Annotated in this window: 18 protein-coding genes; 9 read left to right on the top strand and 9 right to left on the bottom strand. The window is 54.3% G+C overall.

What is annotated here, in order from left to right; all coding sequences use genetic code 11:
- Nucleotides 1–73 precede the first annotated feature (73 nt).
- The gene (locus tag ACR0LZ_RS08360; RefSeq protein ID WP_480749332.1) at nt 74–964 is read left to right on the top strand and encodes a LysR substrate-binding domain-containing protein; all 891 of its coding nucleotides are present in this window, start codon (nt 74–76) and stop codon (nt 962–964) included.
- Between the two features lie 21 nt (nt 965–985).
- Here the strand turns inward: ACR0LZ_RS08360 and ACR0LZ_RS08355 are convergent, their stop codons facing one another.
- The 6 genes from ACR0LZ_RS08355 to ACR0LZ_RS08330 form a co-directional block, all read right to left on the bottom strand.
- The gene (locus ACR0LZ_RS08355) at nt 986–3,007 is read right to left on the bottom strand and encodes a putative 2-aminoethylphosphonate ABC transporter permease subunit (protein ID WP_480749331.1); all 2,022 of its coding nucleotides are present in this window, start codon (nt 3,005–3,007) and stop codon (nt 986–988) included.
- Entirely contained in the window at nt 3,007–4,128 is a 1,122-nt protein-coding gene (locus ACR0LZ_RS08350; protein ID WP_480749330.1) for a putative 2-aminoethylphosphonate ABC transporter ATP-binding protein, read from the bottom strand. The genes ACR0LZ_RS08355 and ACR0LZ_RS08350 overlap by 1 nt, the downstream gene beginning before the upstream one ends.
- Before the next feature lie 129 nt (nt 4,129–4,257).
- On the bottom strand, nt 4,258–5,277 hold the full coding sequence (locus ACR0LZ_RS08345) for a putative 2-aminoethylphosphonate ABC transporter substrate-binding protein (protein WP_480749329.1): 1,020 nt from the start codon (nt 5,275–5,277) through the stop codon (nt 4,258–4,260).
- A 317-nt stretch (nt 5,278–5,594) separates the two neighbouring features.
- On the bottom strand, nt 5,595–9,410 hold the full coding sequence (locus tag ACR0LZ_RS08340) for a hypothetical protein (RefSeq protein ID WP_480749328.1): 3,816 nt from the start codon (nt 9,408–9,410) through the stop codon (nt 5,595–5,597).
- Between the two features lie 10 nt (nt 9,411–9,420).
- Complete coding sequence (locus tag ACR0LZ_RS08335; RefSeq protein WP_480749327.1) at nt 9,421–12,327, bottom strand: hypothetical protein; 2,907 nt, start codon at nt 12,325–12,327, stop codon at nt 9,421–9,423.
- Nucleotides 12,328–12,339: 12 nt separating this feature from the next.
- On the bottom strand, nt 12,340–13,809 hold the full coding sequence (locus tag ACR0LZ_RS08330; protein WP_480749326.1) for a hypothetical protein: 1,470 nt from the start codon (nt 13,807–13,809) through the stop codon (nt 12,340–12,342).
- A 386-nt stretch (nt 13,810–14,195) separates the two neighbouring features.
- Between ACR0LZ_RS08330 and ACR0LZ_RS08325 the strand changes: the two genes are divergently transcribed.
- The 8 genes from ACR0LZ_RS08325 to ACR0LZ_RS08290 all read left to right on the top strand — a co-directional run bounded on the left by ACR0LZ_RS08325 (nt 14,196) and on the right by ACR0LZ_RS08290 (nt 21,383).
- Nucleotides 14,196–15,074 (top strand): SPOR domain-containing protein, encoded by an 879-nt coding sequence (locus tag ACR0LZ_RS08325; protein ID WP_480749325.1) that lies wholly within the window; start codon nt 14,196–14,198, stop codon nt 15,072–15,074.
- Nucleotides 15,075–15,086: 12 nt separating this feature from the next.
- Complete coding sequence (locus tag ACR0LZ_RS08320; protein ID WP_480749324.1) at nt 15,087–16,253, top strand: D-alanyl-D-alanine carboxypeptidase family protein; 1,167 nt, start codon at nt 15,087–15,089, stop codon at nt 16,251–16,253.
- Nucleotides 16,250–16,876 (top strand): dTMP kinase, encoded by a 627-nt coding sequence (gene tmk / locus ACR0LZ_RS08315; protein WP_480749323.1) that lies wholly within the window; start codon nt 16,250–16,252, stop codon nt 16,874–16,876. Before ACR0LZ_RS08320 ends, tmk begins: the two co-directional genes overlap by 4 nt.
- A 6-nt stretch (nt 16,877–16,882) precedes the next feature.
- Nucleotides 16,883–18,001 carry a DNA polymerase III subunit delta' gene (locus ACR0LZ_RS08310; protein ID WP_480749322.1) on the top strand — a complete coding sequence of 373 codons (1,119 nt, stop codon included), beginning with the start codon at nt 16,883–16,885 and terminating at the stop codon, nt 17,999–18,001.
- Nucleotides 17,998–18,813 (top strand): TatD family hydrolase, encoded by an 816-nt coding sequence (locus tag ACR0LZ_RS08305; protein ID WP_480749321.1) that lies wholly within the window; start codon nt 17,998–18,000, stop codon nt 18,811–18,813. Before ACR0LZ_RS08310 ends, ACR0LZ_RS08305 begins: the two co-directional genes overlap by 4 nt.
- A complete protein-coding gene (locus ACR0LZ_RS08300; RefSeq protein ID WP_480749320.1) occupies nt 18,810–19,610 on the top strand; it encodes an MBL fold metallo-hydrolase in 801 nt (266 codons plus the stop codon). Before ACR0LZ_RS08305 ends, ACR0LZ_RS08300 begins: the two co-directional genes overlap by 4 nt.
- A gap of 74 nt (nt 19,611–19,684) precedes the next feature.
- The gene (locus tag ACR0LZ_RS08295; RefSeq protein WP_480749319.1) at nt 19,685–20,617 is read left to right on the top strand and encodes an AEC family transporter; all 933 of its coding nucleotides are present in this window, start codon (nt 19,685–19,687) and stop codon (nt 20,615–20,617) included.
- 70 nt (nt 20,618–20,687) lie between these two features.
- Nucleotides 20,688–21,383 (top strand): CbiX/SirB N-terminal domain-containing protein, encoded by a 696-nt coding sequence (locus tag ACR0LZ_RS08290; protein WP_480749318.1) that lies wholly within the window; start codon nt 20,688–20,690, stop codon nt 21,381–21,383.
- Nucleotides 21,384–21,447: 64 nt separating this feature from the next.
- On the opposite strand, the gene ACR0LZ_RS08285 is transcribed toward ACR0LZ_RS08290, so the two are convergent.
- The 3 genes from ACR0LZ_RS08285 to ACR0LZ_RS08275 all read right to left on the bottom strand — a co-directional run bounded on the left by ACR0LZ_RS08285 (nt 21,448) and on the right by ACR0LZ_RS08275 (nt 24,525).
- Nucleotides 21,448–22,743 carry a peptidoglycan-binding domain-containing protein gene (locus ACR0LZ_RS08285; protein WP_480749317.1) on the bottom strand — a complete coding sequence of 432 codons (1,296 nt, stop codon included), beginning with the start codon at nt 22,741–22,743 and terminating at the stop codon, nt 21,448–21,450.
- Between the two features lie 187 nt (nt 22,744–22,930).
- Nucleotides 22,931–23,941 carry a GGDEF domain-containing protein gene (locus tag ACR0LZ_RS08280; protein ID WP_480749316.1) on the bottom strand — a complete coding sequence of 337 codons (1,011 nt, stop codon included), beginning with the start codon at nt 23,939–23,941 and terminating at the stop codon, nt 22,931–22,933.
- On the bottom strand, nt 23,938–24,525 hold the full coding sequence (locus ACR0LZ_RS08275; protein WP_480749315.1) for a heme NO-binding domain-containing protein: 588 nt from the start codon (nt 24,523–24,525) through the stop codon (nt 23,938–23,940). Before ACR0LZ_RS08275 ends, ACR0LZ_RS08280 begins: the two co-directional genes overlap by 4 nt.
- Nucleotides 24,526–24,601 lie beyond the last annotated feature (76 nt).

Below are 24,601 nucleotides of genomic sequence, written 5' to 3'. Positions count from 1 at the left end.
AAACCATTGTGAAAAATTGATAAAAACGATCAAACAATAAAACAAACCTATACATCCAAACAAAATCAAACCCATGGGATACAGCCAACTCAAAGCATTCCACAACGTCGCAGTCCTGAAGAGTTTCTCCAGGGCTGCGGAAGCGATGCTACTGACCCAACCGGCAGTGTCGGAACAAGTGAGAAAACTGGAGCAGCACCACGACGTTCTGCTGTTTCACCGGGAGAAAAAGAAGGTCTGGCTGACCGAGGCCGGAGAGAAACTGTATCGCCTGACCAAGCAGTTCTTCGAGATCGAACAGGAAATCGAGGATTTCCTGTCGGAATCCAGTCAGGCAGTGACCGGTGAATTGCGCATCATCGCGGATTCAGCGCACCACGTCACTGCCATCCTGCGCCGGTTCCAGAAGCGGTACCCGGATATCACGATCTCGCTTCGGGTCGGAAACTCGGAAGAGATACTGGATGAACTGCGCAGTTACGACGCGGAAATCGGAGTCATCGGCAATCCTTCCCCTGGGCGTGATGTCGAAATCCTCAATCTTTCGACAACCGAGATCGTCGCGTTTGCCGCCTGCGATCTTTTGCCAGATGAGAAAACCACGCTGACGATCAAGGAACTTGCCGAGTTTCCCCTGATCTATCGCGAGCAGGGTTCCAAAACCCGGCAGAAGTTAGAAGAGACCGCCGCAGCACAAGGTGTGTCGCTACACCCATCAATCGTGGCCGAGGGGCGGGAGGCAGTTCGCGAAGTCGTCGCCTCAGGCGCAGGTATCGGATTTGTATCCCTTGCGGAGTTTGGCAATGACGAACGTGTCCGGCCGTTGCGCCTGGTTGGAGCGGATATCGAGATGAGCGAGACACTCGTGTGCCTCAAACAACGGCAGGATGTGAAAATAATCCGGGCATTTATGGCTGTTGCGCACGAAGTCATCAGAGAAACGAACGCCTCTGCCCAATATTGAAACTGTCGAAGGCGGTCACATCTATCGGCTGCGCCAGGCCTGCGTTCGCCGCAATATGCCCCTGGACGCCATCTGGTGAATGATGCGCGCCGCCGCGTTGGTGTAAAATATCATCATACCCATCGCCGCTGCCGGAGCGATGTCTCCTGCGTCATCCATATTGAGCACCGCAATCGAAGCAAGTGACGTTTTCGGAGAATACAGGAACACGACTGCAGACACCGTCGTCATCGCGTTGACGAAGAGGTAGATCGAAATATCCAACACAGCCGGCAAGCAAACGGGAACAGTCACCCGTGCAAAAAGCTTCATTGTCGGCTGTTTCAAAGATGCGGAAACGGATTCGAACTCCCGATCCATCTGTTTCAACGCGGTAACAGCCGTAAGATGCGAAACAGTATAAAAGTGTGTCACCGAGCAGATGACCAAAATCGCCATTGTCCCGTAAATTGTGTTCAAGGGGTTTGAAGGATTGTTGAAGAAGAAGATATAGGACAGACCCAGAACCATACCGGGGATCGCCATCGGCAGCATGGCGAACATCTGAAACAGGGATCGACCCGTTCTGAACCCGTTGGATTTTTCAACCAAATAGGCGCCAAAAAACACGATCACGGTGCCAAAGAAAGCTGTCAGCAGCGCCATTCTGATCGAATTGAAATACGAGGCCCAGCCGCCGCCATCCATCCTGTTGAACTGATAGTTTTTAACGCTGAGGCTGAGGTCGTAAGGCCAGAACTTGATCAGGGCCGCGAATTGACAAACCGCCAATAGCCCGATGATGAACAGCCCGATCAGGCAACAATAGCCCAACATCAGACGATCCATTCCGGGACTCGGAGACGGCTGATACGGCACGGATCTGGCCGAGAGTAGCGCCACCTGTTTTGATTGCACCATTCGATCGATTGCAAAGGCCAGAATTGCCGGAATGACAAGTACAACCGACACCACGGCCCCCATTTCAAAGTTTTGTTGGCCGATCACCTGTTTATAGATGTCGACCGCCAGAACGTTGAACTGTCCCCCAATCACCTTGGGCAGGCCGAAATCGGTGATCACCAGGTTGAAGACCACGAACGTCGCCGAGATCAGACCATATCGCGCACCGGGAATGGTTACGGTCCAAAAAGTGCGCCACGGGGTCGCCCGCAAGCTGACCGCGGCTTCGTAGAGGCGCGCATCAGAGATGGCGAGTGCGGTGGAGATGATAAGAAAGGCATGTGGAAAAGTGAAAAACACCGATCCGATAACGATGCCAATGGGCCCATAGATACTAGCCCCAAACAATACCTCCTTGATCATTCCCTGGTTGCCGAAGAGATATACCAAGGCAATCCCAGGCAGAAGTGACGGGACAAGGATCGGCGCCATCGCAATCAGCCGGAATACACCTTTGAAGCGCATGCAGCTTCGGTTCAGAGCATAGGCAAACCAAAAGGCAAGCGACACGGTTACGACGGTACTGACGACAGAGATCCACAAGGAATTCTTGATCGAATTGAACAGGGCGGGTGTCGAGAAATAGTTGACGAAGTTGCCGACCCCCGTCGATTTCACCGGACGAAGTTGGACCCTCCGGAATGTATTGGAATCCAGCGTGATCCAGTCCGTGCCTTCCTTGAGTGTCGAACCGACAAGGAACCGTCCCGTATCCGTAGTATTGCGCACTTGGTACATGACCGGACTGCGGAAACTGAAATCGGGAAAAAACTCTGTCACGCCCACACGCCCATCTGACCCGGTGACCAGATCGGTGTCGCTGTAAACGTCAAGCTGCGTATTCAGGTCTGCCGCATTCAATATCGTTCCATCAAAAACACCGCTTTCGTCACTGACCTGGAACTCGTATTGGGACAACTCGACCCGATAAGTTGAAAAGGACTTGGACAGCATCGCATAGAGCGGAAAGGCCAGAGTCACGACAAGGTAAAGTGCGATGACCATCATGCTGGCGCGCATGATGATGTCGTCCCTGCTCAGCTTTCCTTTGACATTCGGGCCTGGCGGCAGGGATTGTGTATCAGGAGAGGATAGGGCCATCAATCAACCTCCGAAGTATCAAAGGCCATCAACCGGCTTTCCGGGAGTTCGATCACCATCGCTTTCCCCTCGCCCAGTTCGAGGCGGCGCACGGCATTGATAGAAAAATCGGCAATCAACTCGGCGCCCCCGAACCGTTGATTGTGGACCCTGCAGCGCCAGAAAGACCCCAAAAATTCCATCTCGGCCAGCACCACGTCGATGCAATTCCTATTGGCCCCGGTCTCCATATATCCGGCCTCGTGCGGAATGATGTCTTCGGGGCGGATCGCGGCAATTACCGGTGCTCCATCCGGAAAGCTGTGTTCGACACAAGCAAACGTCTTTTCGCCGATACTCAGACGACCACCGTCGCTGACCGACGAGTTGATCTGATTCATTTCACCGATGAAATCGGCCACGAACAAGTTAGCTGGCTCGCGATATACTTCGGTGGGCGAACCAACCTGCTCGATCACGCCATGATTCATGACGACGATGCGATCCGCCATGGCCAGAGCCTCTTCCTGATCGTGCGTCACCATCACAGTGGTTACGCCAAGCTTTCTTTGCAGCTCCTTGATTTCATGCCGCAAATGAACTCTCACTTTCGCATCCAACGCAGACAAGGGCTCGTCCAGCAGCAAAAGACCAGGGTTGGTCGCGATGGCCCGCGCCAGAGCAATGCGCTGCTGCTGGCCGCCTGAAAGCTGCGCAGGGTATTTCTTGCCCTGATCCGGCAGTCCGACAAGCGACAACAACTCTTCGACCCTGCTAACGATCTCGGGCTTGCTGCGCCCCGTGTTCTCCAAACCAAATGCGATGTTCTTTTCGATCGTCAGGTTTGGAAACAGCGCATAGGACTGGAAAACAATGCCGAAGTCCCGTTCGGACGGCGGCAGTTGGGATATGTCTTTCCCTGCCTGCTCAACAGTCCCTTTTGTCTGCAAGTCCAACCCGGCGATTGCCCGCAACAGCGTAGTTTTTCCGCATCCCGATGGGCCAAGAAAACAGATGAATTCACCTTCGAAGATTTCCAGAGAAATATCCTTGAGCGCCAAAAACTCACCGAAGGCTTTCCACAAATTCCGGATGCTTAGATACACCTGTCCTGACGGGGCGGAAGATTGGTCTTTGGGCACGAATTTGGTCCTTACAGCATTGAACCGAGTGCCGCAGTCCCCGAACAGCGGGTGGCACCGGTCATCATTATCACGTTTTGGCGGATGTAGCTGAGTGGAGGGGCGGCATCGCCCCTCCTTGTAAGCGCCTTATTTCGGCTCGGACTTACCGTCATAGCGGGCTTGCCATTCTTTCAGAATTTCGGCTCTGTTGTTCGCGGCAAACTCGAAATCGTTGTCGATCATCGCATCCAGCAGACCTTCCGGGAAGAACTCGACCGGCTTTGCAATGCCTGGATAGGCAACCACGGCATAGCCGGTGTTGTACATGACGTTGGCTTCTTTTGTGACAGTGAAATCGACAAGTTTTTGTGCGGCTTCCAAATCGTCGGTTCCTGCTACGATTGCAGTTGCTTCCATGTCCCAACCGACACCTTCAGAAGGCACTATGATTTCCAACGGTGCGCCGTCAGCCTTGGACTTGGCGCCACGGAAGGCAAAGGAAATCCCGATCGGCACCTCACCAGCGGCAGCAAGCTTGCACGGTTTCGAACCCGAATGCGTGTAGCGCGCGATGTTTTCGTGCAGCGCGTCCATATATTCCCATCCGCCTTCTTCCCCAAACATCTGCAACCAACTCGAGACGTCAAGGAATCCTGTACCCGATGAATTCGGGTTCGGCATGATCACGTGGCCTTTGTATTGCGGGTCCGTCAGATCCTTCCACGAAGTCGGTGGTGTAAGGCCTGCCTTCTCGGCTTCAACCGTGTTGTAGCAAACAGAAGCGACCCACGCGTCCATACCTACCCACGCCGGAGGATTGTCACCATCAACGAATTTTGGATCCAGGTTTTCGACGCCAACCGGGGAATAGGACTCCAGCATCCCCTCGGATTTCAGCAACAACAAAGAGGTAGCAGCCAGTCCCCAGATCACATCGGCTTGGGGATTGTCCCGTTCGGCGAGAAGCTTCGCGGTAATTATTCCGGTCGAGTCCCGCACCCAATTGACTTTTATGTCTGGGTGAACCTTGTTGAACTCCTCAGCATATCTGGCAAGATCTTCTGCCTCGACTGCCGTATAAACAGTCAATTCCGTCTCTGCCACCGCAGCAGTTGCGGTCACCAGACCAGCCGCCAATGCGGCAAAAGCATGTGATTTCAGCTTCATTAATTCTCTCCTCCGTTGGGCTGTTTTTGAACCGTTTTTTTGTGCCTTCTTCGAGGCCGGCTAATCTTTAGAGCTATCCACAGTTTCCCGAGTTTTCTCTCTAGGAAAAATCGATAATACCTACCATGTCATAAGCTCAACCTATGAAATAGGAATTCCTTTTACGGCCTCAGCATGGAAATGATACCTCGCAAAAATTTGTGACGCTTGGATGAAGCCAGGTGGGTAACGACATTGAACAAAAGCAAACCTTCCGGGCATGTGTTTTTTTCGGGCGCGAAAATCGGCCGGGCAAGGCTCGGTTGAGGGCTGACGGCTCAAGCTTTCGGCAGGTTCGGTTCCAGCTTTGCCGCGATTTCCTTGACCGCTATCTGCATCTTGACGTGAAGATTGTTTTCCTTGTCCATCGGAGAATAAGCCAACATCGACTGATGCAGTGCCTGCGCCAATGGTTCGATCTTGGTTTGATCCTCACCGTCATTGATGGCCTGTTCATACTTCACCAACTTGCTTTCGATGTAATCCGTCTTGCAGGATTTGTCGCTGAGCGCCGGGTCAAGTCCACGAGCGGCGGCTTTGATAATGTACCAGTTTTTTAACTTAGGCTCCGCCTCGCACGTCATCCAGTTGGCGGAGGTGGAGTGATCTCCAATAATCTCGAATTCAGAATCCATGATTCGAGCACGCAGATAGTCAATCGCGGACTGACACACGTCATCGTCGTTTTGCAGAACCTCAGGCGTCAGCCCGCAGGCTTGCATCGCGCTTCGGGCCTGAGGGTCGCCGTCGATGCAGGCGCCGTAAGCCAGCACGCACTTGCCCAGGGTCGTATTGGATCGGATTGCCTGTCGCGCCGCCCTTCGATTTTTCGGGTCTTTTTCAGCTTTCTTGAACGCATGCCACCCGTCGTGAACCACCTTTCTTTTATGGATCATGAACCAGGCATTGTTCAGGGCATGAATGGATTTTTCCACAGTTGCCGCTGAAGCAGTCGTGATCTGAGACTGGTCAACCAACTTGGCAGTCTCTGACACAACACCGGCAACATCGCCTGCGACTTTGGTCCAGTCATACCCCGTCGCTGCGCCCAATTTGTCGACCTCACCCTGCGACGCATATTCGTAGACCGAATAGTTTCCGCTCATCTTCTCGACCTGGCTAAGCCACAACCTCAGATCCTGCGTCCGTTTGGACGCCTTGCAGATATCGGCAATCAGATTGCGAACTTTGACCATCAATCCGCCACCAGGCGCAGCAGCCAAAGCAATTCCAAATACGCCTTTGGTCGATTGGTCAGCAATCTTGAGATACATCTCGGCCTGCCTGAGTTTTTGTGTCAACTCGCCAATGGCCTGAATCGCCTTCTCTCTCTCCTTCGGGCGATCTTGTTCCGGCACTGAATCCAAACGCGACAGGTCTGCTTTTTCCTTCAGCAACTCGATCTCGATGTCTGATTCACGCTGTTCCGCCTGAATGCTGGCAAGCATCCTGGAATCCTTCAGCATCTCGTCGCGGATTTTCTTGAATTCCCGCTGCACTTTCTTCGGATCGGGCGGGTTGTTGTCGTCGGCGTTGTCCAGCAGGGCGTCGAGTTTCGTGACTGACGCCTTCAAGCTGTCCTTGTCGACCACCGGGCTGAGGCGATCAATGATCTCGTTGTCGGTCTTCTTGGCGTTCTGCCGCGCAGTCTCAAGCGCATCCTTGAGCATCTGGTCCAGCTTCTTCAGAGCTTTTTCCAATTGGTCCTTGTCGATCTTTCCCCTGTCATCGACGCTAAGCCACTTCAAGAAATCCGGATCTTTGTCTTTGTTCAGACTCCGCGCGGTTTGGCGCGCTTGGGCGAGTTTCTCTTCCAACTCCTTTCTATGCGCATGCTTGGCGGACAGATCATCAATGCCTTCCACCAGATCCTGAATATCCTCTATCACGCCACGCTGATCGTTGATTGTGGCCCGGTCGCTGTTCATCCCCATATCGGTCTGGCCACCCGCGCCGCGAACTTCTTCATCCGGAGCCACCCATTGTCCGTTCTCGGCACCGTTTTCCCAGCGCTTCTCGAATTCCGAAAGCTCCATTTCAGGCCTGGTCTTGTCGCCGATGTCGCCAATGTAATACCCGAACGGAGCAGCCGAGACGGTCAGGGATATCTCGGCGACCAATGCCTTCATGTCACCTCGCTTGGCCGCGTCCACCATCTTGTCGATATTGCGGGTCGCAACTGCCGAAGATTTGAAGATCGCCCCTAAAGCGGCATAGTCATCTCGTAGGTCGCCATCGTCATCAAAGATTTTCTTGCCGCCCTCCTTGCGGCCATCTCCGTCTAGATCCGTCTGACCACCTTCAATATGGCCCGAGGCTGCGATAGCCTCGCCCGATGCATCGATCATGTCAGCAATGGCATCCAGCAGGTATTCCTTGCGGCTCTTGTTCTCTCCTTGCGGGGGTTTGATCGCCTTTGACAGTTGCACGGCACCACGGGCGAACAACTTGGCCCCCAGCGCACCGAAATGTCCCTCGTGCTGTTGCTGAAGGTTTTTCGATTCCAGCGTCAAATCATCGCCGGTTTTAAGACCTAAGCTGGGACCATCCCCATCGGAAGGGTTGAGCTCGCTGAAATCGGTTACCACCACCATCTTGCTGATCGCATCCGTCAGACCCTCGGACAAATTGACCAGTACGTCCCTTTTGGCAGCGCGTTGGCGACGTTTCTCAACCGCTTCAAGCCCACTTGTGACGAGAGCGGAAGTCGCGTCCACAATCGCGTTTTTCTTGAGGTATTCGCCGTATTCGCTGACCAGAGCCGCGCCTTCATAGCCATTGATTTGCTGGGTGATTTCATCCCGGTCGGCCTGCAACTCAAGAAGCGTGGGATCCTTGGCAATCTCTTCCTCGGACAGCCCCTGTTCTTCAAGCAGTTTTATCTGATCCTCGATCTGGCCATCTATTTCATCCCTGTCTTCGGTCAGTGTCTCGATCTCGCCATCTATCCATTCGGACTTTGAAAGATTCCCACCGTTCTGCTCCCATTCTTCGTGAACAAGTTCGGCAACGCTCGTTTTGCCGACTTCATCGGATTCGGCTTCCAGAATGTCGGCGCCATCGCCGTCTTGATCCAGCGCATTCGCCATGCCTTCAAGTTTGGCAACATCCTTAAGGTAGTTCTCATGGTCGGCCATGAGCGCCTTGGCCTCATCCGGGGATTTGATGCCAAGTTCGTTAAGCTCATCTTTCTTGAGTTCGTAGAACTCTTCGCTGGTCAACTTTCCGTCGCCGTCGGCCTTATCCGCCTCCTTCGCGCTTTCGATGAGTGCGCCCACCTCCGTCATTTTTTCCTGGTTTTCAGTGCTGATATCCACCCCATTGCGAGCTGAGATGAATTTCGCAAAATCCATTCTACTGGGCGTCGACACCTCGATATGCATGTGCCGAAAAACCTCCTTGGTGGCGGTCTTGCCAATATTCACTGCGGTTTTTGCAATAGCCGCCGCCGCACCGAGTTTGTCGGATGCCATCGACGTCCCTTCTTCGCGCTCGGCAAGCTGGCGATAGGCGGCAACGCCATTGTGAAAAATGATTGCAGTTTCAGAGAACTTATCTGGAACTAAGTTGGACGGGATGATCCCCTGCCGAACCAGAGGGGTCCAAAGCTCTTTTTCAATGTCCCGGTCCGTAAACACGCGCCCGGTTCCGTCCGAACGTTGCTCATCCGCCATTTTTTGGGACATTTCGATGATCGGCTTCAGCGCTTCTCCAAGTCCCAGTACCAGATTGCGGCCTTCTTCCGTGTTGAACTTGATCTTTTTCTTTTTCCCGTCTTCGCCCTTGATCACAATCCGTTTTAGCGCCCCGGCGCGATCAGCCTGGGTGTCGTATTCATCGTCCATCGTTCCGAAGTCCACCGGCTTACCTTCGGCGATGGTCGTAAGAATCGTGTTGTTGATCCCTTCCTTTCCCGACAGTTTCAGCCCTTGCAAAGCTTTTTGAACGGCAGTTTTCGCCTTTTCGAAATTCTTGTCAAAATTGGTGTCGAAAAAATCCTTCTTGTCCTGCAATGTCTGAACTTCGCCGGAAAAATCCTGCGCTGATTTCCCTGCGACCTTGACCAGCCAGTCATGGCATTCCTCGATTTGCATCACGCTCTCCTCAACGCCACTTAACCAGTTCCATCAAATCACTTTCGGCCTTGGCCAGCGCCGCGACCATCACCTTGACAGGCGTGCCCTGGTCAAACGGGTTGGCGACATATGTCGCCGTAAGCGGAGACGACTCCAGAAACGTGCGGTATCGTTTCAAAGCTCTGACCGTCTCTTCGCGAATAGCGACTTCGGCCGCGGCACCTTGAGCCGCAATGAGGTCGGCGCGCAGCTTTTCGATTTCCGATTTGTCCAAAGCGCCGCCAATCTGCTCGGCAAAACCCGAGATGTTCTTTCCCTTCTTTTCGATCAGGCTGACAACCTCACGGGCCTTCTTGATCAACTCATCATCTCCGGGAAACTTCTTTTCCTTGTCCTTCCTTCGCTTTGAGATGGAGTCTCTTTGCTGCTTGAACTCGTCGAGGTGTTTCTTGACCCTGTTGTCAAAGAAGTTGGCCATGTCCTGTGTGAAGCCCTCGATGCTCTTGATGCATTGCTTCAACGAAGTGGCCGCACGCAGCACGTCTTTGTTTTTCCCGTCCGGCGCATCAGCCGGAACTTCGAGCTTTTTGTAGGTTTTCACAAAGGCTTCGACAGTTTTTTTCAAATCCTTGGCTTCATCTATCAGGTGTCGCCATTCAGTGGATTTTGCGATGGTTTTGGTGCGTTTTTTCAGCACGTCCCGCATCACTTTGTAGTTGCCCAAGGTCGGTTTGTAGTCCGGATCAATGGTCTTTTTTCCATCATCGATGGACGTAGTGATTTTCTCGATCAAGTCGTCGAATTCGTCATTCAAGGATTTCCGATCATGGATTTCCTTACCCGACGCGTTGTAGTCATCGATGAATGTGTTGACTTTCCTTTTGATCCTTCTTTCAGAAAGCGCGTCCTCGGCTTTTGACGGATCGTCCTTCTTTTTTGCCTTCAGGTGCGCTTTGATGTCGGTTAACAAACCACGGATCGTGGTACTTTTCTTGTCCAGGTCCTTTTCAAGGCGGTCAAGTCGCTTGCCAGTGTCTTTTCGCGACGCCGGATCGCCTGACACCAGTGAGGACCGGATCATGTCCAGATCATCCACATAACGCCCTTCATATGCTCTGAGGCCGCGGATGCGGTCGCGGAACCGTCGTGAGACTTCGGCATTGGGATCGACGGGGCTCTCTGTATCCAGATCGGTGTAGTGTTTGATCAGGTCATGCAACAGCTTGGAATACCCGTTGATCTTTCCCGTGCGCAGACCGTCCATCCGTTTTTCAAGCGCCTTGAACTCATCCTCTGCTGCCTCGAAAGTCTTGGTTTTGGCCTTGAGGTCCTTTTCTATTTCACCCAGATCATTCAGTGCATCATTTAGCTTGTTGGCGCCCGGCTTGCCAGGAGCAGGTAAATCGGAAAGCTTGGTGGACAGCAGACCTTCAGCATCGTCGATCCTCTGAAGAAAGTCGTCAAGCTCGTCATCAAGGTATTGAAATTTCGACTTCGTCAGCGTGTCACGCAAATCACCAACTTTTTCCGAAATCTTCTGGTACGTCTTCAGGTTCGCAGTGACCTTTTTGATTTCTTGCCGTGCTTCGTTGTCGATTTCCGCCATGGCGTCGTAAGTATCACCAAGCAAGCCGCCAATTTCATAGAAAGATTTTAGGGCATCCACTCGCCCGCCAATCTGGTTCAAGATCTCCTTTGGAACTCCGCGCGCCCTGCGTTTGCTCGCCACATCCCCGCCACCATCAAAGTCGCCGCCTTTGTGTTTCAGATCATGTTTGCTGTGTTTGGCCAAATGGCCGAAATCCTCGATACGTTGTGCGTGAACCTTTTCCAGAAAATCCTTCAGTGGTTTTTCCGCCTCATCCACCAACGCCAACAACTTACCGGTGCGGTCTTGAACGCCCCGCAATGCGGCTCTGTTTTCCTTCGTCGGAAGCAGTTCACTGTGATCCTTGGCGTCTTTTTCCGGCATGGTCAGTGAAAACGCAGCCAGCGAGGCCGACTGGTAAAGATCATCGAAGCTTTTCTTTTGGGCATCAGTCATGCCCTTGTTCTGCTTCAAGGAGTTCGCAAACTGATCAAGAGAAGTAACCCGCGCTTTGGCCGCAAGCAAACGGTCGCGCGTATCCTTCCACTCCTGTGATAAATCCTGTTCTGCCGACTTTTGGGAAGTTTTATTGTCTTCAACCGTTCGCTGCCTCGTATCCTCGCGCGCAAGTTTGACATCATCAAGTTTCTGGGCCGCCTTGGCGATCCCTCCCAACGCTTGGGCAGATTCCAGAAACTCAAACCCCAACTGGTGGTTTCCTTCGCCCATAAGCTTGCGAGCCAATTTGGCATATGCCAGCCTTTCGTCGGCAAACTTCTCATTGTCGCCCTGAGCTTTCTTGCAAGCAGTCAGTTCCGTATCAATCTGCTCACTGATGTCATTTACGACCTGATCCTTGAGCGTTTCCCCCGGGCGCAGGATATGTAACGCGCGCCCCAGCCGCTTTAGACGGGAGGACGGCTTTGCCTGGCTTTCATCGATATCTGACAGCAAAATTGTGGCGGTCTCGAACAGCAGACCTCGCAAATCGTCATTAGACGCGTTGTCAAACGCATCCTCGTCTCCAAGCAAGGTCTCGACGGCTTGTCCCCGTTGATTGACAGCGGCAGAGAATTTCGGTGAAACCGCCTTACCCTGAAGCGCAAAGAACAGTTTCTCGCAATAGTCAGGGTGACTTGCATCTTTCTTGGCAGCACCGGGAGGTGCATTTTGCGGAGCCTGATCGTTGTGATCACCGGGCGGGTGGTTCTTTCGGGATTTGTGGCGTTTGCTGGGTGCCTCTTTGCGATTGTCGCGAGACTTCGAGGGCTTCTTTGCTACGTTGACCGGGCCATCGCCCTGCCCGTCGTCCGCAACGTCATCGACGCCATTGACCATCCACTTCACCTTTCACTCTTTTCACGCCTGAAGAACCGTTTTCTCCATCTTCTTCAGAGCCCCAGCCAGAACCGAACTTAGTTCAACAGTTTCGTTCCACGGATTGTTTTCGATTGCTTCGACGGCCGGATGGAACTCCAAGAAATCGGCATAGGCACGAATTGCTTTTGCCGTTTCTTTCCGAATACCATCAGTCAATCCGTCGGGAGGCGTCCTTTCCAAGTTTAGGATCGCTACCATGAGCTTTGTTTTGGCCCCTTTCGACCATGCCGAAAGCCCCAAGCCGGTCACGCGTTGGGCCTGTTCCGAACCGTCTGCCCCGATACGCCGCAACAGGGCGTCCAATTGCCTGTCGGTTCGCTGCGCCGCCTCATCCCAGATGTCTCGCAACGAAACGGCTATTTGTTTGGGGCTTTCGCCTTCCTGATCCATACCGGCCAAGACCGACGCGGCCTTGTCCAAAGCTTCAAGCGCATCGACCGCCTGCTTGGCGCTAAGTGCCGCTTGCGCCTGCTTCAACAAGGGAAGCAGGCTGGATTGCAGTTCCGGTTTCTTCGGCAAAGTCTCTCTGGCGTCCGCTACCATGTCGCTGTAGCGCTGTCTGGCCTGTTCTAACTCGTCTATTTCCGCGCTTGCGGGCGGGGTGCGCAGCGACTCAATCAGCTTCGCTATTTTCGGAATCGGCCCCAAAGCCTCAGCATACCGTCCTGCCTGAGCCATGGTTTCGAGTTTTTCCCAAACAGCACAAATCTTCACTGCATCAGGCCGTGTGTCAGCCCGCAACTCCGCCACCATAGGGGCAATCTTGGCTGCAACCTTTTCCCATTTCGTTTTATCCGGTGAAGCTTCTTTCACTGGCGACGACGGGGGGACGACCGCTGCCGCCTCATTGGCTTTCATCAATCCCAGAAGCGACTTGGCCGCCTGAAAAGCCGACGGATAGTCCTCCGCTTCTGCCTTGTTTTTTGCCAGTTCCCATACGGATCGAACTTTGTGGCCTGCCTCTCCTCTGCCATCCGCGAATTGTAACACAACCGGATCAAGACGCGCACTGAGCGCCTGCCATTTTGCCAGATTAGGATCGTCCGCACTCTGCGGCGGCTCGGTGGGTCGTTGACCTTCGTCCGGCTCTGTCTCGTCTTCCAGTTCACTTTCCAGAATGTTTCCATCGGGATCCAAAATCTGGACACTCAGGCTGACGCTTTCCAATTTCAGGTATCGTCGGACTTTTTTGGCAAGGCCCGGCAACAACTTGTCGCACGTCAGGGACATGAGCCGACCATCAACCTTCGCAGTACCAAAAGCAACCTTTGGTCCGGGGCCTTCCTTCTTGGCAGATTTGCGCAAAACTTCGACCGGGCGCTTGCGGTCCATGGCAAGATAATGGTCGGTGTCTGTATTGCCAGGGTTGAATGCGAAGGCGACAGGCTGATTGCGGGCGACCTTGATCATCATTCTCAGATCCGATCCACCTACCTGATATGTCCCCATGTCGCCCCCTTTGTGTACAACCAGACTGTTTACCTGACGTCACGAAAGCTTAACGACCGGATGGTTAGGCTGTAAAGTTTGAAGGTGCAAAAGGATTTGCCCACACTAGATTTCCGGATTCTTGTAGCCACAGTCCTCAAAGCCTGATTGCGAGGCTTACTCAGAGAAGAATCGAGAAACCGATGCAGTCCCGGATTGCCTCAGACAACCTTCGCAAAGTGACCCCGAAAGTGGGAAATCTTGCCGAGACTTGAGAGGCAGGCTTTCAAAGGCGCAGAGCGCAGGTTAATATCCCGAACATCGAAAAAGGGGCCGTTGGGTAACGACCGGAAAACCGGCAAACAGGGAGCAAAAATGCGACCTGAGATCAGGCAAGGGGCGAGAGAATGAATCGAGCAAACGCGAGACGAAACACCTCAGTTCGACTGGTGGTGCTGGCCTTGGTATTCGGAGCGCTGGCCGGCTGCGAAGAAGGAGCTGAGTTTTCACTTTTCAAACCGAGTGATGGGTCTGCTTCTGAAACAGAAACGACCAGACGCAAAGGCGAAACCGTAGAACGGGATGTCGAAGCACCGGAAGTATTTCAAACAGTCGAAAAAGGGCTTTGGGATGGACGTCCTTCCTTGGGAGGAGCGTGGGTTGCGCATCCAAACGTAGAAAAGGCCCAAAGGGTAAGGATTACAAATACCAAGAACAACAAGACGATCGAAGGCGCGTTATTCCGGCGGGAACGCGACTTGCCGGGGCCGCGTCTGCAAGTATCATCGGACGCGGCGGCAGAGCTTGGTATGTTGGCGGGCTCGCCGGTAGAATTGAATGTGGTAGCTCTCAAACGCGAGGTGATTGAACCTGAGCCCGAGCCGGAAATTGAGGAAGTTGCCAATGCTGAAGAGACCGACGATGCAGGCTCGGAAATTACTGCGACCAAGCTTGATCCGGTCGCCGGAGCAGCGGCGGCTATCGAGGCAGCTGACGTAGCGACGGATACAGCCTCGGCAGAGGCTCCCAAAACCGAACCCGCCTCACCCCCATTGTCGCGCGGATACATTCAAGTCGGAATATTCACTGTCGAGACAAATGCCAATCAGTCCGCGGAAAAGCTGCGCAAAGCAGGGCTGAACGCGGAAATCAAGGAAGGCTCCAAAGACGACAAACCTTTCTGGCGGGTTCTTGCCGGACCGGCGGCGACAAAGGCCGAGCGCAAGGATCTGATGAAACAGGTTCGCGATTTGGGGTATTCCGACGCTTATATCGTGAAGAACTAAGGAGGAACCCGGATGCTGACAGTGCTGCGCTCGACCGTTCTTTCGCTGGGATTTGCTATGCTGGCACTTCCCGCGATGGCATTCGATACATCGGCAAAAGCGGCCTATGTGCTGGACCAGACCACCGGTACGGTCCTTCTGTCAAAAGAGGCGGATCAACCCCTGCCTCCTGCTTCGATGTCTAAACTGATGACACTCTATGTCGCGTTCGAGGCCTTGCGTGACGGTCGTCTGACACTGGATGAAGAATTGCCGGTATCAGAGCACGCCATGAGTTACGGCGGCTCAACCATGTTCCTTAACACGCAGGATCGCGTTCGCGTCGAAGACCTGTTGCGCGGGATCATTGTTTTGTCCGGTAACGACGCCTGCGTCGTAATCGCCGAAGCGCTTAGCCCGGATGGGACCGAAGCAGGATTTGCACGATACATGACCCAGCGCGCCAAACAGATGGGGATGGATAATTCTACTTTCGCAAATTCGAATGGCTGGCCAGCTGCCGGGCACATGATGTCGGTAAAGGATCTTGCTATACTGGCGGATCATCTGATTTCGGATTTCCCGGAGTATTACCCGCTATTTGCCGAGGAAGTGTACGAGTTCGATGGGCGCGCACCGTCCAATACGCGTAACCGCAACCCGTTGCTCAAACTCGATATCGGCGCCGATGGCCTAAAGACCGGCCACACCTCCGAAGCCGGATATGGCCTGGTCGGATCAGCCAAGCAGGGTGATCGTCGCGTGATTTTCGTTCTGACGGGTCTCGACAGCCAAGCCAAACGCGCCGAAGAATCTGAGGCCATCGTGAACTGGTCCTTTCGTCATTTTGTCGAAAAAACCATCGCCAGAGCCGACACTCCGATCGCAGACGCAAAAATCTGGATGGGAGCTAAACAATCGGTAGGTTTGGTTCCGCAGGGCGACCTAAACTTGCTTTTGCCCATTCTCGGGGACAAAAAGGTCGAAGCAGAGGTGGTTTACCAAGGTCCGATCAATGCCCCGGTAGCTCAAGGACAGCAACTAGCTGAACTCGTGATCAACCCCGACGGTTTGCCGGAAATCCGCCGCCCTCTTTTAGCAGCCGAAGCGGTACCGCTGGGTGGTTTCGTTGTCCGGATCAAGACTGTGGCAGGTATCTTGATGAAAGAGTTCATCAGTGGCCCGTTGGAGGTAATGTGACGGGCCGGGGTCTGTTTCTGACCTTCGAAGGAATCGACGGATCAGGCAAGTCAACACAGGCACGAATGCTGGCCGAGTTCTTGCGGTCTCAGGGACACGAAGTCGTCCTGACACGCGAACCGGGAGGTTCGCCCGGGGCCGAGGAAATCCGGCGCCTCGTGCTTGAAGGCGATCCGGATCGCTGGTCGGCGGAAACAGAGATTTTGTTGTTCACAGCGGCCCGCCGGGATCATTTGGAACGTACTATTGCCCCGGCTCTGACTGCGGGAAAGATCGTGATATGCGACCGCTTTGCCGACAGTACCCGTATGTACCAGGGGCTGTCTCGAGGCAAATTGCGCTGTGTGGTCGACACCTTGCACAGCCTGATGATCCGGCAAGAGCCTGACTTGACTGTCTTAATTGACATGGACCCGAACACCGGTCTGTCCCGCGCCAAGGGCAGGCAAGGCACCGAAGAACGGTTCGAGGATTTCGGACTTGAACTACAACAGCGGATGCGAGCTGGGTTTCTGTCTTTGGCCGAGGAGTTTGCCGAACGTTTTCGTGTCGTCGACGGCAATCGGGACATAGACACGGTTGCAAGGGATGTGTCAAACATCGCGATGCAGGCATTGCGATAGGCACGAATGACCGACGAAACTCCCACTCCAGACAAGGCGCCCGGCGCCCCTCATCCGCGTGACACGATGTGTGTGTTCGGGCAATCCGAAGCGGAGCTGACATTTCTGTCCGCGTTCAACTCGGAAAGGCTGCATCATGGATGGCTTCTCACTGGCCCCCGGGGCATTGGCAAAGCCACTTTGGCCTGGCGGATCGCGCTTTTTCTGCTGGTAACTCCTCCAGCAGATGACGGCTTGTTTGGCGGTCCGCCAAAGCCGACGTCATTGGGGATCGATCCGGAACATCCGGTTTCTCGCCGAATGCGAGCCGGGGCTGAGCCGGGATTGGTATCGGTCACCCGTTCGCTCAACGATCAAGGCAAGCTGCGCAACGAAATCGTTGTCGACGATATCCGTAAGCTTGGCCGGTTCTTTGGTTTGACTTCGGCAGATGGCAGGCGAAGGGTTGTGATCGTCGATAGTGCCGATGAATTGAATGTCAGCGCGGCAAATGCCTTGCTGAAAATGCTGGAGGAACCTCCGGCACGCACGACGCTCTTGCTTGTCTCACACCAGCCGTCGCGCTTGTTGCCAACTATCCGGTCGCGCTGCCGTACACTAAGGTTGAGACCACTGAGTTCAGACGACATGCAGGCTGCCCTCGCGCAGTGCGGCGCAAATATTTCATCACTGCCCGACAACCTGATAGCACTTTCTGGCGGTTCGGTTGGTGAAGCGGTTCGGCTTTTGAACCTGGGCGGGCTGGACATATACTCAGATCTGATCGCAATCTTGGGTAGCCTTCCCCGGTTGGACCGCCAGCGCGCCCTGGCTTTGGCCGAAGCCAGCGCGCAACGAGGTGCGTCGGAGCGGTTTGATCTGCTTCTATCCCTGATCGACATTTTACTGGCCCGGCTTTCCCGAACAGGTGCGACCGGCACACCGCCTTTACCCGAAGCCATCCCTGGCGAGGCCGAAATACTGAAACGATTGGCATCTACACCGCAATCGGGACGATCATGGGCCGAGGCCGTCGCCATGATAACCGCCCGAACCCGGCAAGGGCGGGCGGTGAACCTTGACCCTGCTGCTCTGGTCCTAGATACGGTGTTCAAAATACAGGAAACCGCCGGTAAGAGCAGATGAGCGACAGCACGCCCCCCCCTGTCATAACCGACAGCCATTGTCATTTGGATTTTCCCGATTTCGAAGGGCAATTGGCCGAAATCATAAACCGCGCCGTCGAGGCAGGCGTGACGCGCATGGTGTCGATTTGCACCCGATTGTGCAATGAACCGACGGTACGTGCCATTGCCGAGGCACATACGCCGGTTTTCTATGCAGCTGGAACTCATCCTATGAGCGCGGTTCAAGAGCCGATGGCGACGGTGGAAGAACTGGTAGCGCTGTCACAACATCCGAAATTCGTCGGGATCGGTGAGACCGGGCTGGATTATCACTACACCGCTGAAAGTGCCCAGGTTCAAAAAGTCTCGCTGCGTATTCATATCGAAGCTGCGCAACAGACAGGACTGCCCCTGATCATACATGCCCGGGCGGCGGATGAAGACATGGCCCGTATTCTCGCCGCAGAATACCGCAACGCACCTTACAGCTGTGTCATGCACTGTTTTTCGTCGTCGGCCAAGTTGGCCCGTGCTGCACTGGACCTGGGTTTTTATCTGTCCATGTCCGGCATTGCAGCCTTCCCCAAAAACCAGGAATTGCGGGATATCTTCGCCGCAGCACCCTTAGACCGCATCCTTGTTGAAACAGACGCCCCCTATCTCGCGCCGCCTCCCCACCGCGGCAAGCGAAACGAACCGGCTTATACCGCCCATACCGCTCGAAAAGGAGCCGAGATATTCGGCATCCAGTATTCCGAATTCGCGGCGAAAACGCAGGCTAATTTCGACCGGCTTTTCACAAAAGCCGCCACCTACAAGGCAATTGCATGAGGGGCGAGTTGCGCTTTACCATTCTCGGATGCGGCTCATCTGGAGGCGTGCCACGTCTTGGTGGGCACTGGGGTGATTGCGATCCATCCAATCCCAAAAACGTGCGGCGGCGCTGTTCCTTGCTGATAGAACGTGTCGGTTTTGAGGGTACCACGACGGTTTTGATCGACACGTCGCCGGACATGCGCAACCAGTTGCTGGATACCGGCACCGGTCGGCTGGATGGCGTTATCTATACCCATTCTCACGCCGATCACGTGCACGGCATCGACGACCTGCGCATGATCGTATTCAACATGCAGTCGCGTGTACCGGTCTGGGCCGACGGTGACACGCAAAACGCCCTGCTCAGCCGCTTTGGTTACGCCTTCATTCAGCCCGAAGGCTCTCCCTATCCGCCGATTTTGGATCTCAAAACAATCAGCGGCCCATTCGAAGTCGACGGCCCTGGCGGACCGATCCCGTTCCGACCGTTCACCGTTGGACATGGCTCCATCGATTCTCTGGGTTTCCGCATCGAAGGTGTCGCCTATCTGCCGGATGTCGAAAAAATCTATGACGAGGCATGGAACGAGCTAAAAGACCTCGACTGCTGGATTCTGGATGCCCTGCGCCGCAAGCCACACCCTACGCATGCGCATCTGGAGCGTTCACTGGAATGGATTGAATTGGCAAAGCCCAAACGCGCTGTTCTCACCAACATGCATATCGATCTTGATTATGAGACGGTGGATGCAGAAACTCCAGGCTATGTGTCACCCGCCTATGACGGCATGGTGATCCGGTATCCATTTTAGGCGGTATCGCTGACTCTCTGGCACCCAATAGCCATGACAAGGGCAGCCACGGCCAACCAGACAAGAGATTGGCCATGTTTCAAAGCCTGATTGACGTTATCCTGCCTGTTTTTCTGGTAATCGGCGCGGGCTATGTCGCCACTAGATCAGGATATTTCCGACCCGAGCATGTCGATGGTCTGATGCGTTTCACACAGGGTTTTGCAATTCCGTGCCTGCTGTTCAAGGCTGTTGCTACCCTGGACTTGCAGACCAGTTTCGATCCGAGACTGCTGGCCAGTTTCTTCAGTGGGGCCGGTTTGTGCTTTGCCGTTGGAATGGTTGGCGCGCATTACATCTTCAAACGCGATTGGGAAGATAGCGTCGCCATTGGGTTCTGCTGCCTTTTTTCGAACTCGGTATTGTTAGGTCTGCCGATCACTGAACGCGCCTATGGTCCGGAAAACCTGACCGGCAACTACGCGATCATCGCGTTCCATTCACCGTTTTGCTATGGCGTCGGTATCACCGTTATGGAGATCGTTCGAAACCGCGGTGGCGGTGGCCGCCGGATGATCGGTGCCGCCCTGAACGCCATGTTCCGCAACGTTCTGATCCTGGGCATCGCCCTTGGCTTTGTTGTAAACTTGACCGGCGTTCCAATTCCCGCAGTCGCCAACAACGCATTGGACCTTATCACTCTTGCCGCCTTGCCGGGCGGCCTCTTTGCGCTTGGCGGTGTACTGGTTCAATACCGCCCTGAAGGCGACCTGCGCACTATTTTCTTCGTGTGTTGCGTCTCGCTGATGCTGCATCCCTCCCTCGTGTGGCTGTTTGGAAAAACGCTGTCTTTGCCACAAGATTTGTTCCGGTCCGCGGTGCTGAACGCTTCGATGGCCCCGGGCTTCAACGCATATATCTTTGCAAACATGTACGGGCGCGCCAAGCGGGTTGCAGCATCCTCGGTGCTGATAGCGACCGGGGCTTCAATTATGACTGTGTGGGTCTGGCTGACCGTTCTGGGATAGACAGCAATCCGGCACGATTGACATTTTTGGAGCGGACAACACATTTGCCGGAGTGAAAAAGGAGCCAACATTGCAACATGCCCTGATTGTCGCCCACGGCCAGCCATCTGACCCATTCCCAGCGGAAGAGGCCTTGCGCAGCCTTGCCGCGCGTGTTGACGCTACGATTCCGGATATAACTGTCCACTCGGCCACTCTGGCCACGCCTGACCGATTGGAGAAAATGCTTGCTCAGCTTCCGGATAGCACTGCGATCTATCCTCTCTTCATGGCGCGGGGCTGGTTTGTAAACAAAGCCCTGCCCGAAAGACTGGGGAGCAGACCACTGCACATTCTTGAACCGTTGGGTACAGATGCTGACTTACCCGGATTGGTGGCAACGGCCCTGTTACAAGAACTGGAACGTTTGAAATGGGAGCCGGAAGCGACTGATCTGGTTCTGGCAGCGCACGGCTCGGGGCGGAGCCGCAATCCTGCGCGCGTTGCGACAGAATTTGCGGACAAGTTGACAAAGACCATCAGATTCAAGTCCACCCGCATAGGATTTGTGGAAGAAGAGCCAAGTATCGCTCAGGCCGCAGCGGGGATGTCTGCGCAATCGCTATGCCTGCCTTTTTTCGCCTGTGCCGGAGGACATGCCCTAGAAGATGTCCCCCAAGCCCTGAGCGAGGCTGAGTTCAAAGGAAATACCATGCCGGTGATAGGAGAACTTCCTCCAATTCCCGCGCATATCGGGCGTCGGCTGAAGGCGTATTTCTCCGTCTGAAACGGTTTCCAAAAGTGCACCGGGCGGGACCCTCCGACCCCGACCGGTATTCATTGCGCCAGTATCAATCGCTCGACGTCGTCGAGAAGATCGGCAAGGTCGAAGACGCTGCGCCGCCGCCCGTTGCTTCGGAAAGAACCGCCACACGTTGCGGGGTTTGTCCAAGTACCGGAGAACCGGAGTCTGCTGCGCTTAGCGCCATTTGCATCCACTCCTGCGGTTGCGATCCCGCAGCCTTGGCAACTCCGATGCCCTCACGCAGTTGATGGCTGACTATTTCGGCATAGCCCTTTTGCCCCGCCGCCACGAGCAACACCGCCGACGCCAACGCCATTTCAGCATCGTCCGTACGATATCCGACACCCAGACATACCTTTCCGCCGGATGCGAGTTGATCGACCGAGTTTCCCGATTGAGTCAAAACTGCCGAAGCGTCCGCAATGACTTGATCAGGGGATTGCGAATCTATTCCGACAATTTTCGGCGCTATCGCATCGGTTAGCTGCTGGCATTGCGCCTCAATCTGGGGTGCCGTCATATTGGGGATGGCCTCTTCCAGCTTTGACGCATCGGCAATGGCCTGAATCCGCGCTTGGCAAAACTGCTCGTTCAAAGCAAGTTCCGTATTGCTGACCGCTCCGGGCTGCGTTGCACCGCCATTTGACGCTGTCTGAATACTTGTGTCATTGCACAGCTCGTTCGCTGATTTTCCGCCTGGTGCAAAGCCGAAAGTTGGCAGTTGGCCGCCCGTATCGGCGCGTGCGGCCACTGTTTCACCGCCCAGAACAGGTGCTGCGATCGGCTGCGGAGCCTGTGCTTGCGGTACTGCGGCCAATTGCGGTTGGGTGGCTGTCTGTGGCGTTGCTATGCCAAGCTGTTCGTTGCGATAGCTGCGCAACAGACCTGCAGTTCCTTGGCTGGCCACAATCTGGTTGTAGGGTGCGACATGCGCGCTGGAAAGCGCCCTATTGTATGACGACAGCAGAAAATTCTGCTCGTAGTCGTCCAGATAGCCGTCGATATTGTAGCCCATGTCGGCCTGATATTGGGAAATCCCGGCACGGCTGCGTCGGCCAAGTTGGCCGTCAACAACGCCGACATTGTAACCGAAATAGTTCAGCGCGGTCTGAACTTCTCGATTTTGCTGGCGCTGTGCAGAGGAAACGCCCGAAGACGAATAGGTCGAGCGACTTGCCTGCTGTTGTTTTCGTTGCTTGCTCTTGTGCACTTCGTTGACCACCAAGCCACCGAGCAGCGCTCCGCCCAAGAATGCGGCCGCTTCATCAGATTGGGCCTGGCGTGCCGGAACCAAAGCGACACTGGCAACCATCGCCGTGGCGCATAGATACTTTGAAAACATGACTATAACCTCGCTTTTCGCCGGGCCACCAAAGGGGTTTCGCGCCCGGTTTCGCTGAATACGCTTCATTATAGCACAAGCCGAGCATTCCCCATATTATTTGTCAAGAAAGCCTCAACCCATCATATAAAGTTGGGCGAAAAGGCGCACAGTGGTCTGGCCGGTTTATCACCGGAGAACTAGCTCATCAACGCTCCGACAGCCTCGCCAGCGGCTCCGCCAAATCAGCAGAAAAAAACCGATGATGTGCCCGCCCTCCGCGTTTGGCGGCGTATAGCGCCAAATCGGCGGCGTGTAGCAACAGATCGGGGTCAGGCCTTTCGAATTGCAGGGAAATCACCGTACCGATGCTTGCTGATATCCTGCAAATACGCTCGCCGAAAGGTAGCGGTTTTTCCAGTTGTGCAATCAGTCTCTTGGCTATGGCTTCAAGCCGGACCCGATCCACCAGCTCCCTAAAGATCAGAACAAACTCGTCACCTCCAATTCGAGCAACCGTGTCTTCCGCCCGTGTTTCTTCGACCATAATCCTCGCAACATTTTGAAGAACGTGGTCGCCGGCAGCGTGTCCCAATGTGTCGTTGATTGCCTTGAAGAAATCCAGATCAAGATGCATTAGTGAAAACGGTGTCGCCGAACTTTGGTATCGTTTCAGGATATGATCCATCGCTCTTCGGTTCTTCAGACCGGTCAAAGTGTCGGTATACGCCTGTTCCTCTGCCGCGATTCGGGCGCCCTGAAGGCGAAGGTTGAGCGTTCTGGATGCCTCCATCGCTGCCGATTTCGCTTCGACGAGATACAGCAACTCAATAGCCATGTCCGTGCTGGAAAAATCTGAACTGGTAAGATCATAGTCGCGAACGGCATCCGGAATCGAGATTCCAAAGGACAGGTTGACAACTGCCAACCCTGACTCCGGCAAGGGCACGATCAAACCCTTGAATACGGTCCTCGGAGCATCGTCGAACCGGAGATGCAGTTTTCCCCCGGCGACACCCAGCAATCCAGACATTGATTTCACGGATCGTGGCCTGACCAAAACGAACCGTTCAAGAAACGACTTTCCTTCAAATTTCTCGCTTGGCCGCAGCTTTTGCAGTGTCAAACCGGTGCGTAAGATTCGGCTGTCTTGATCCAAAAGAACGTACATCGGGCACAGCTTGTCCAGCAGAGCAATCAGATCTTTTTGACACATCACGACGCCCGCGCTCCCAAGACAAACTGCCGACCTTTGGAAAAAGCGGTTTCGATCAACCTTATGGAGATGATTTCACCTTTTTCGTGCTCGCCCATGTGTTGAAACACCGCCAGGACACCATAGTCATCTGCCATAGCGCGTAGCACACCGATCATTACATAGGCATATCCCGGAAGGCCGCGGTGGCAAGTCAGACGATAATCCGCCGGATCGTTTTCCCACAATTCCAAAGCCGGGAGCTCCAGATCAGAAACGGCCAACCGGACCCGATCCTCCAAATCGTCCAGAGAATGTAGAAACTCGACATAGTTGACTCCGCCAAATCGCAACAGACGCCTTAGCGCTTCGGTATTTGGGTCCGACACCAGAAATGTACCTAAATCCTCGAGGATTTCGTTCTGAGGCCGCCCAAGTTCCCGGCACATCGCCGTCAACACTCGATTTGTTAATTCATCGGGGTACACCAGCATGGCTTCGAATTCGACAAAACCCAGATTTGCCGCTTCGGCCACGTTGATCCAACGCGTTGTCCCGTAGCTATGGGTGACGAACGATTGAATCGCCTTGTTGATTAACCCGTGCATTTGTTACCTCAACTCACTGTCGAGACAACTTGAGTTGGAAAAGGTTAAGGAATCGCCAAGAACCCTACCAACCCAA

This window comes from Ruegeria sp. CI1 (genome assembly GCF_056536925.1).
The sequence above is the reverse complement of the archived record's forward strand: the minus strand, read 5'-3'. Positions and strand labels throughout refer to the sequence as shown.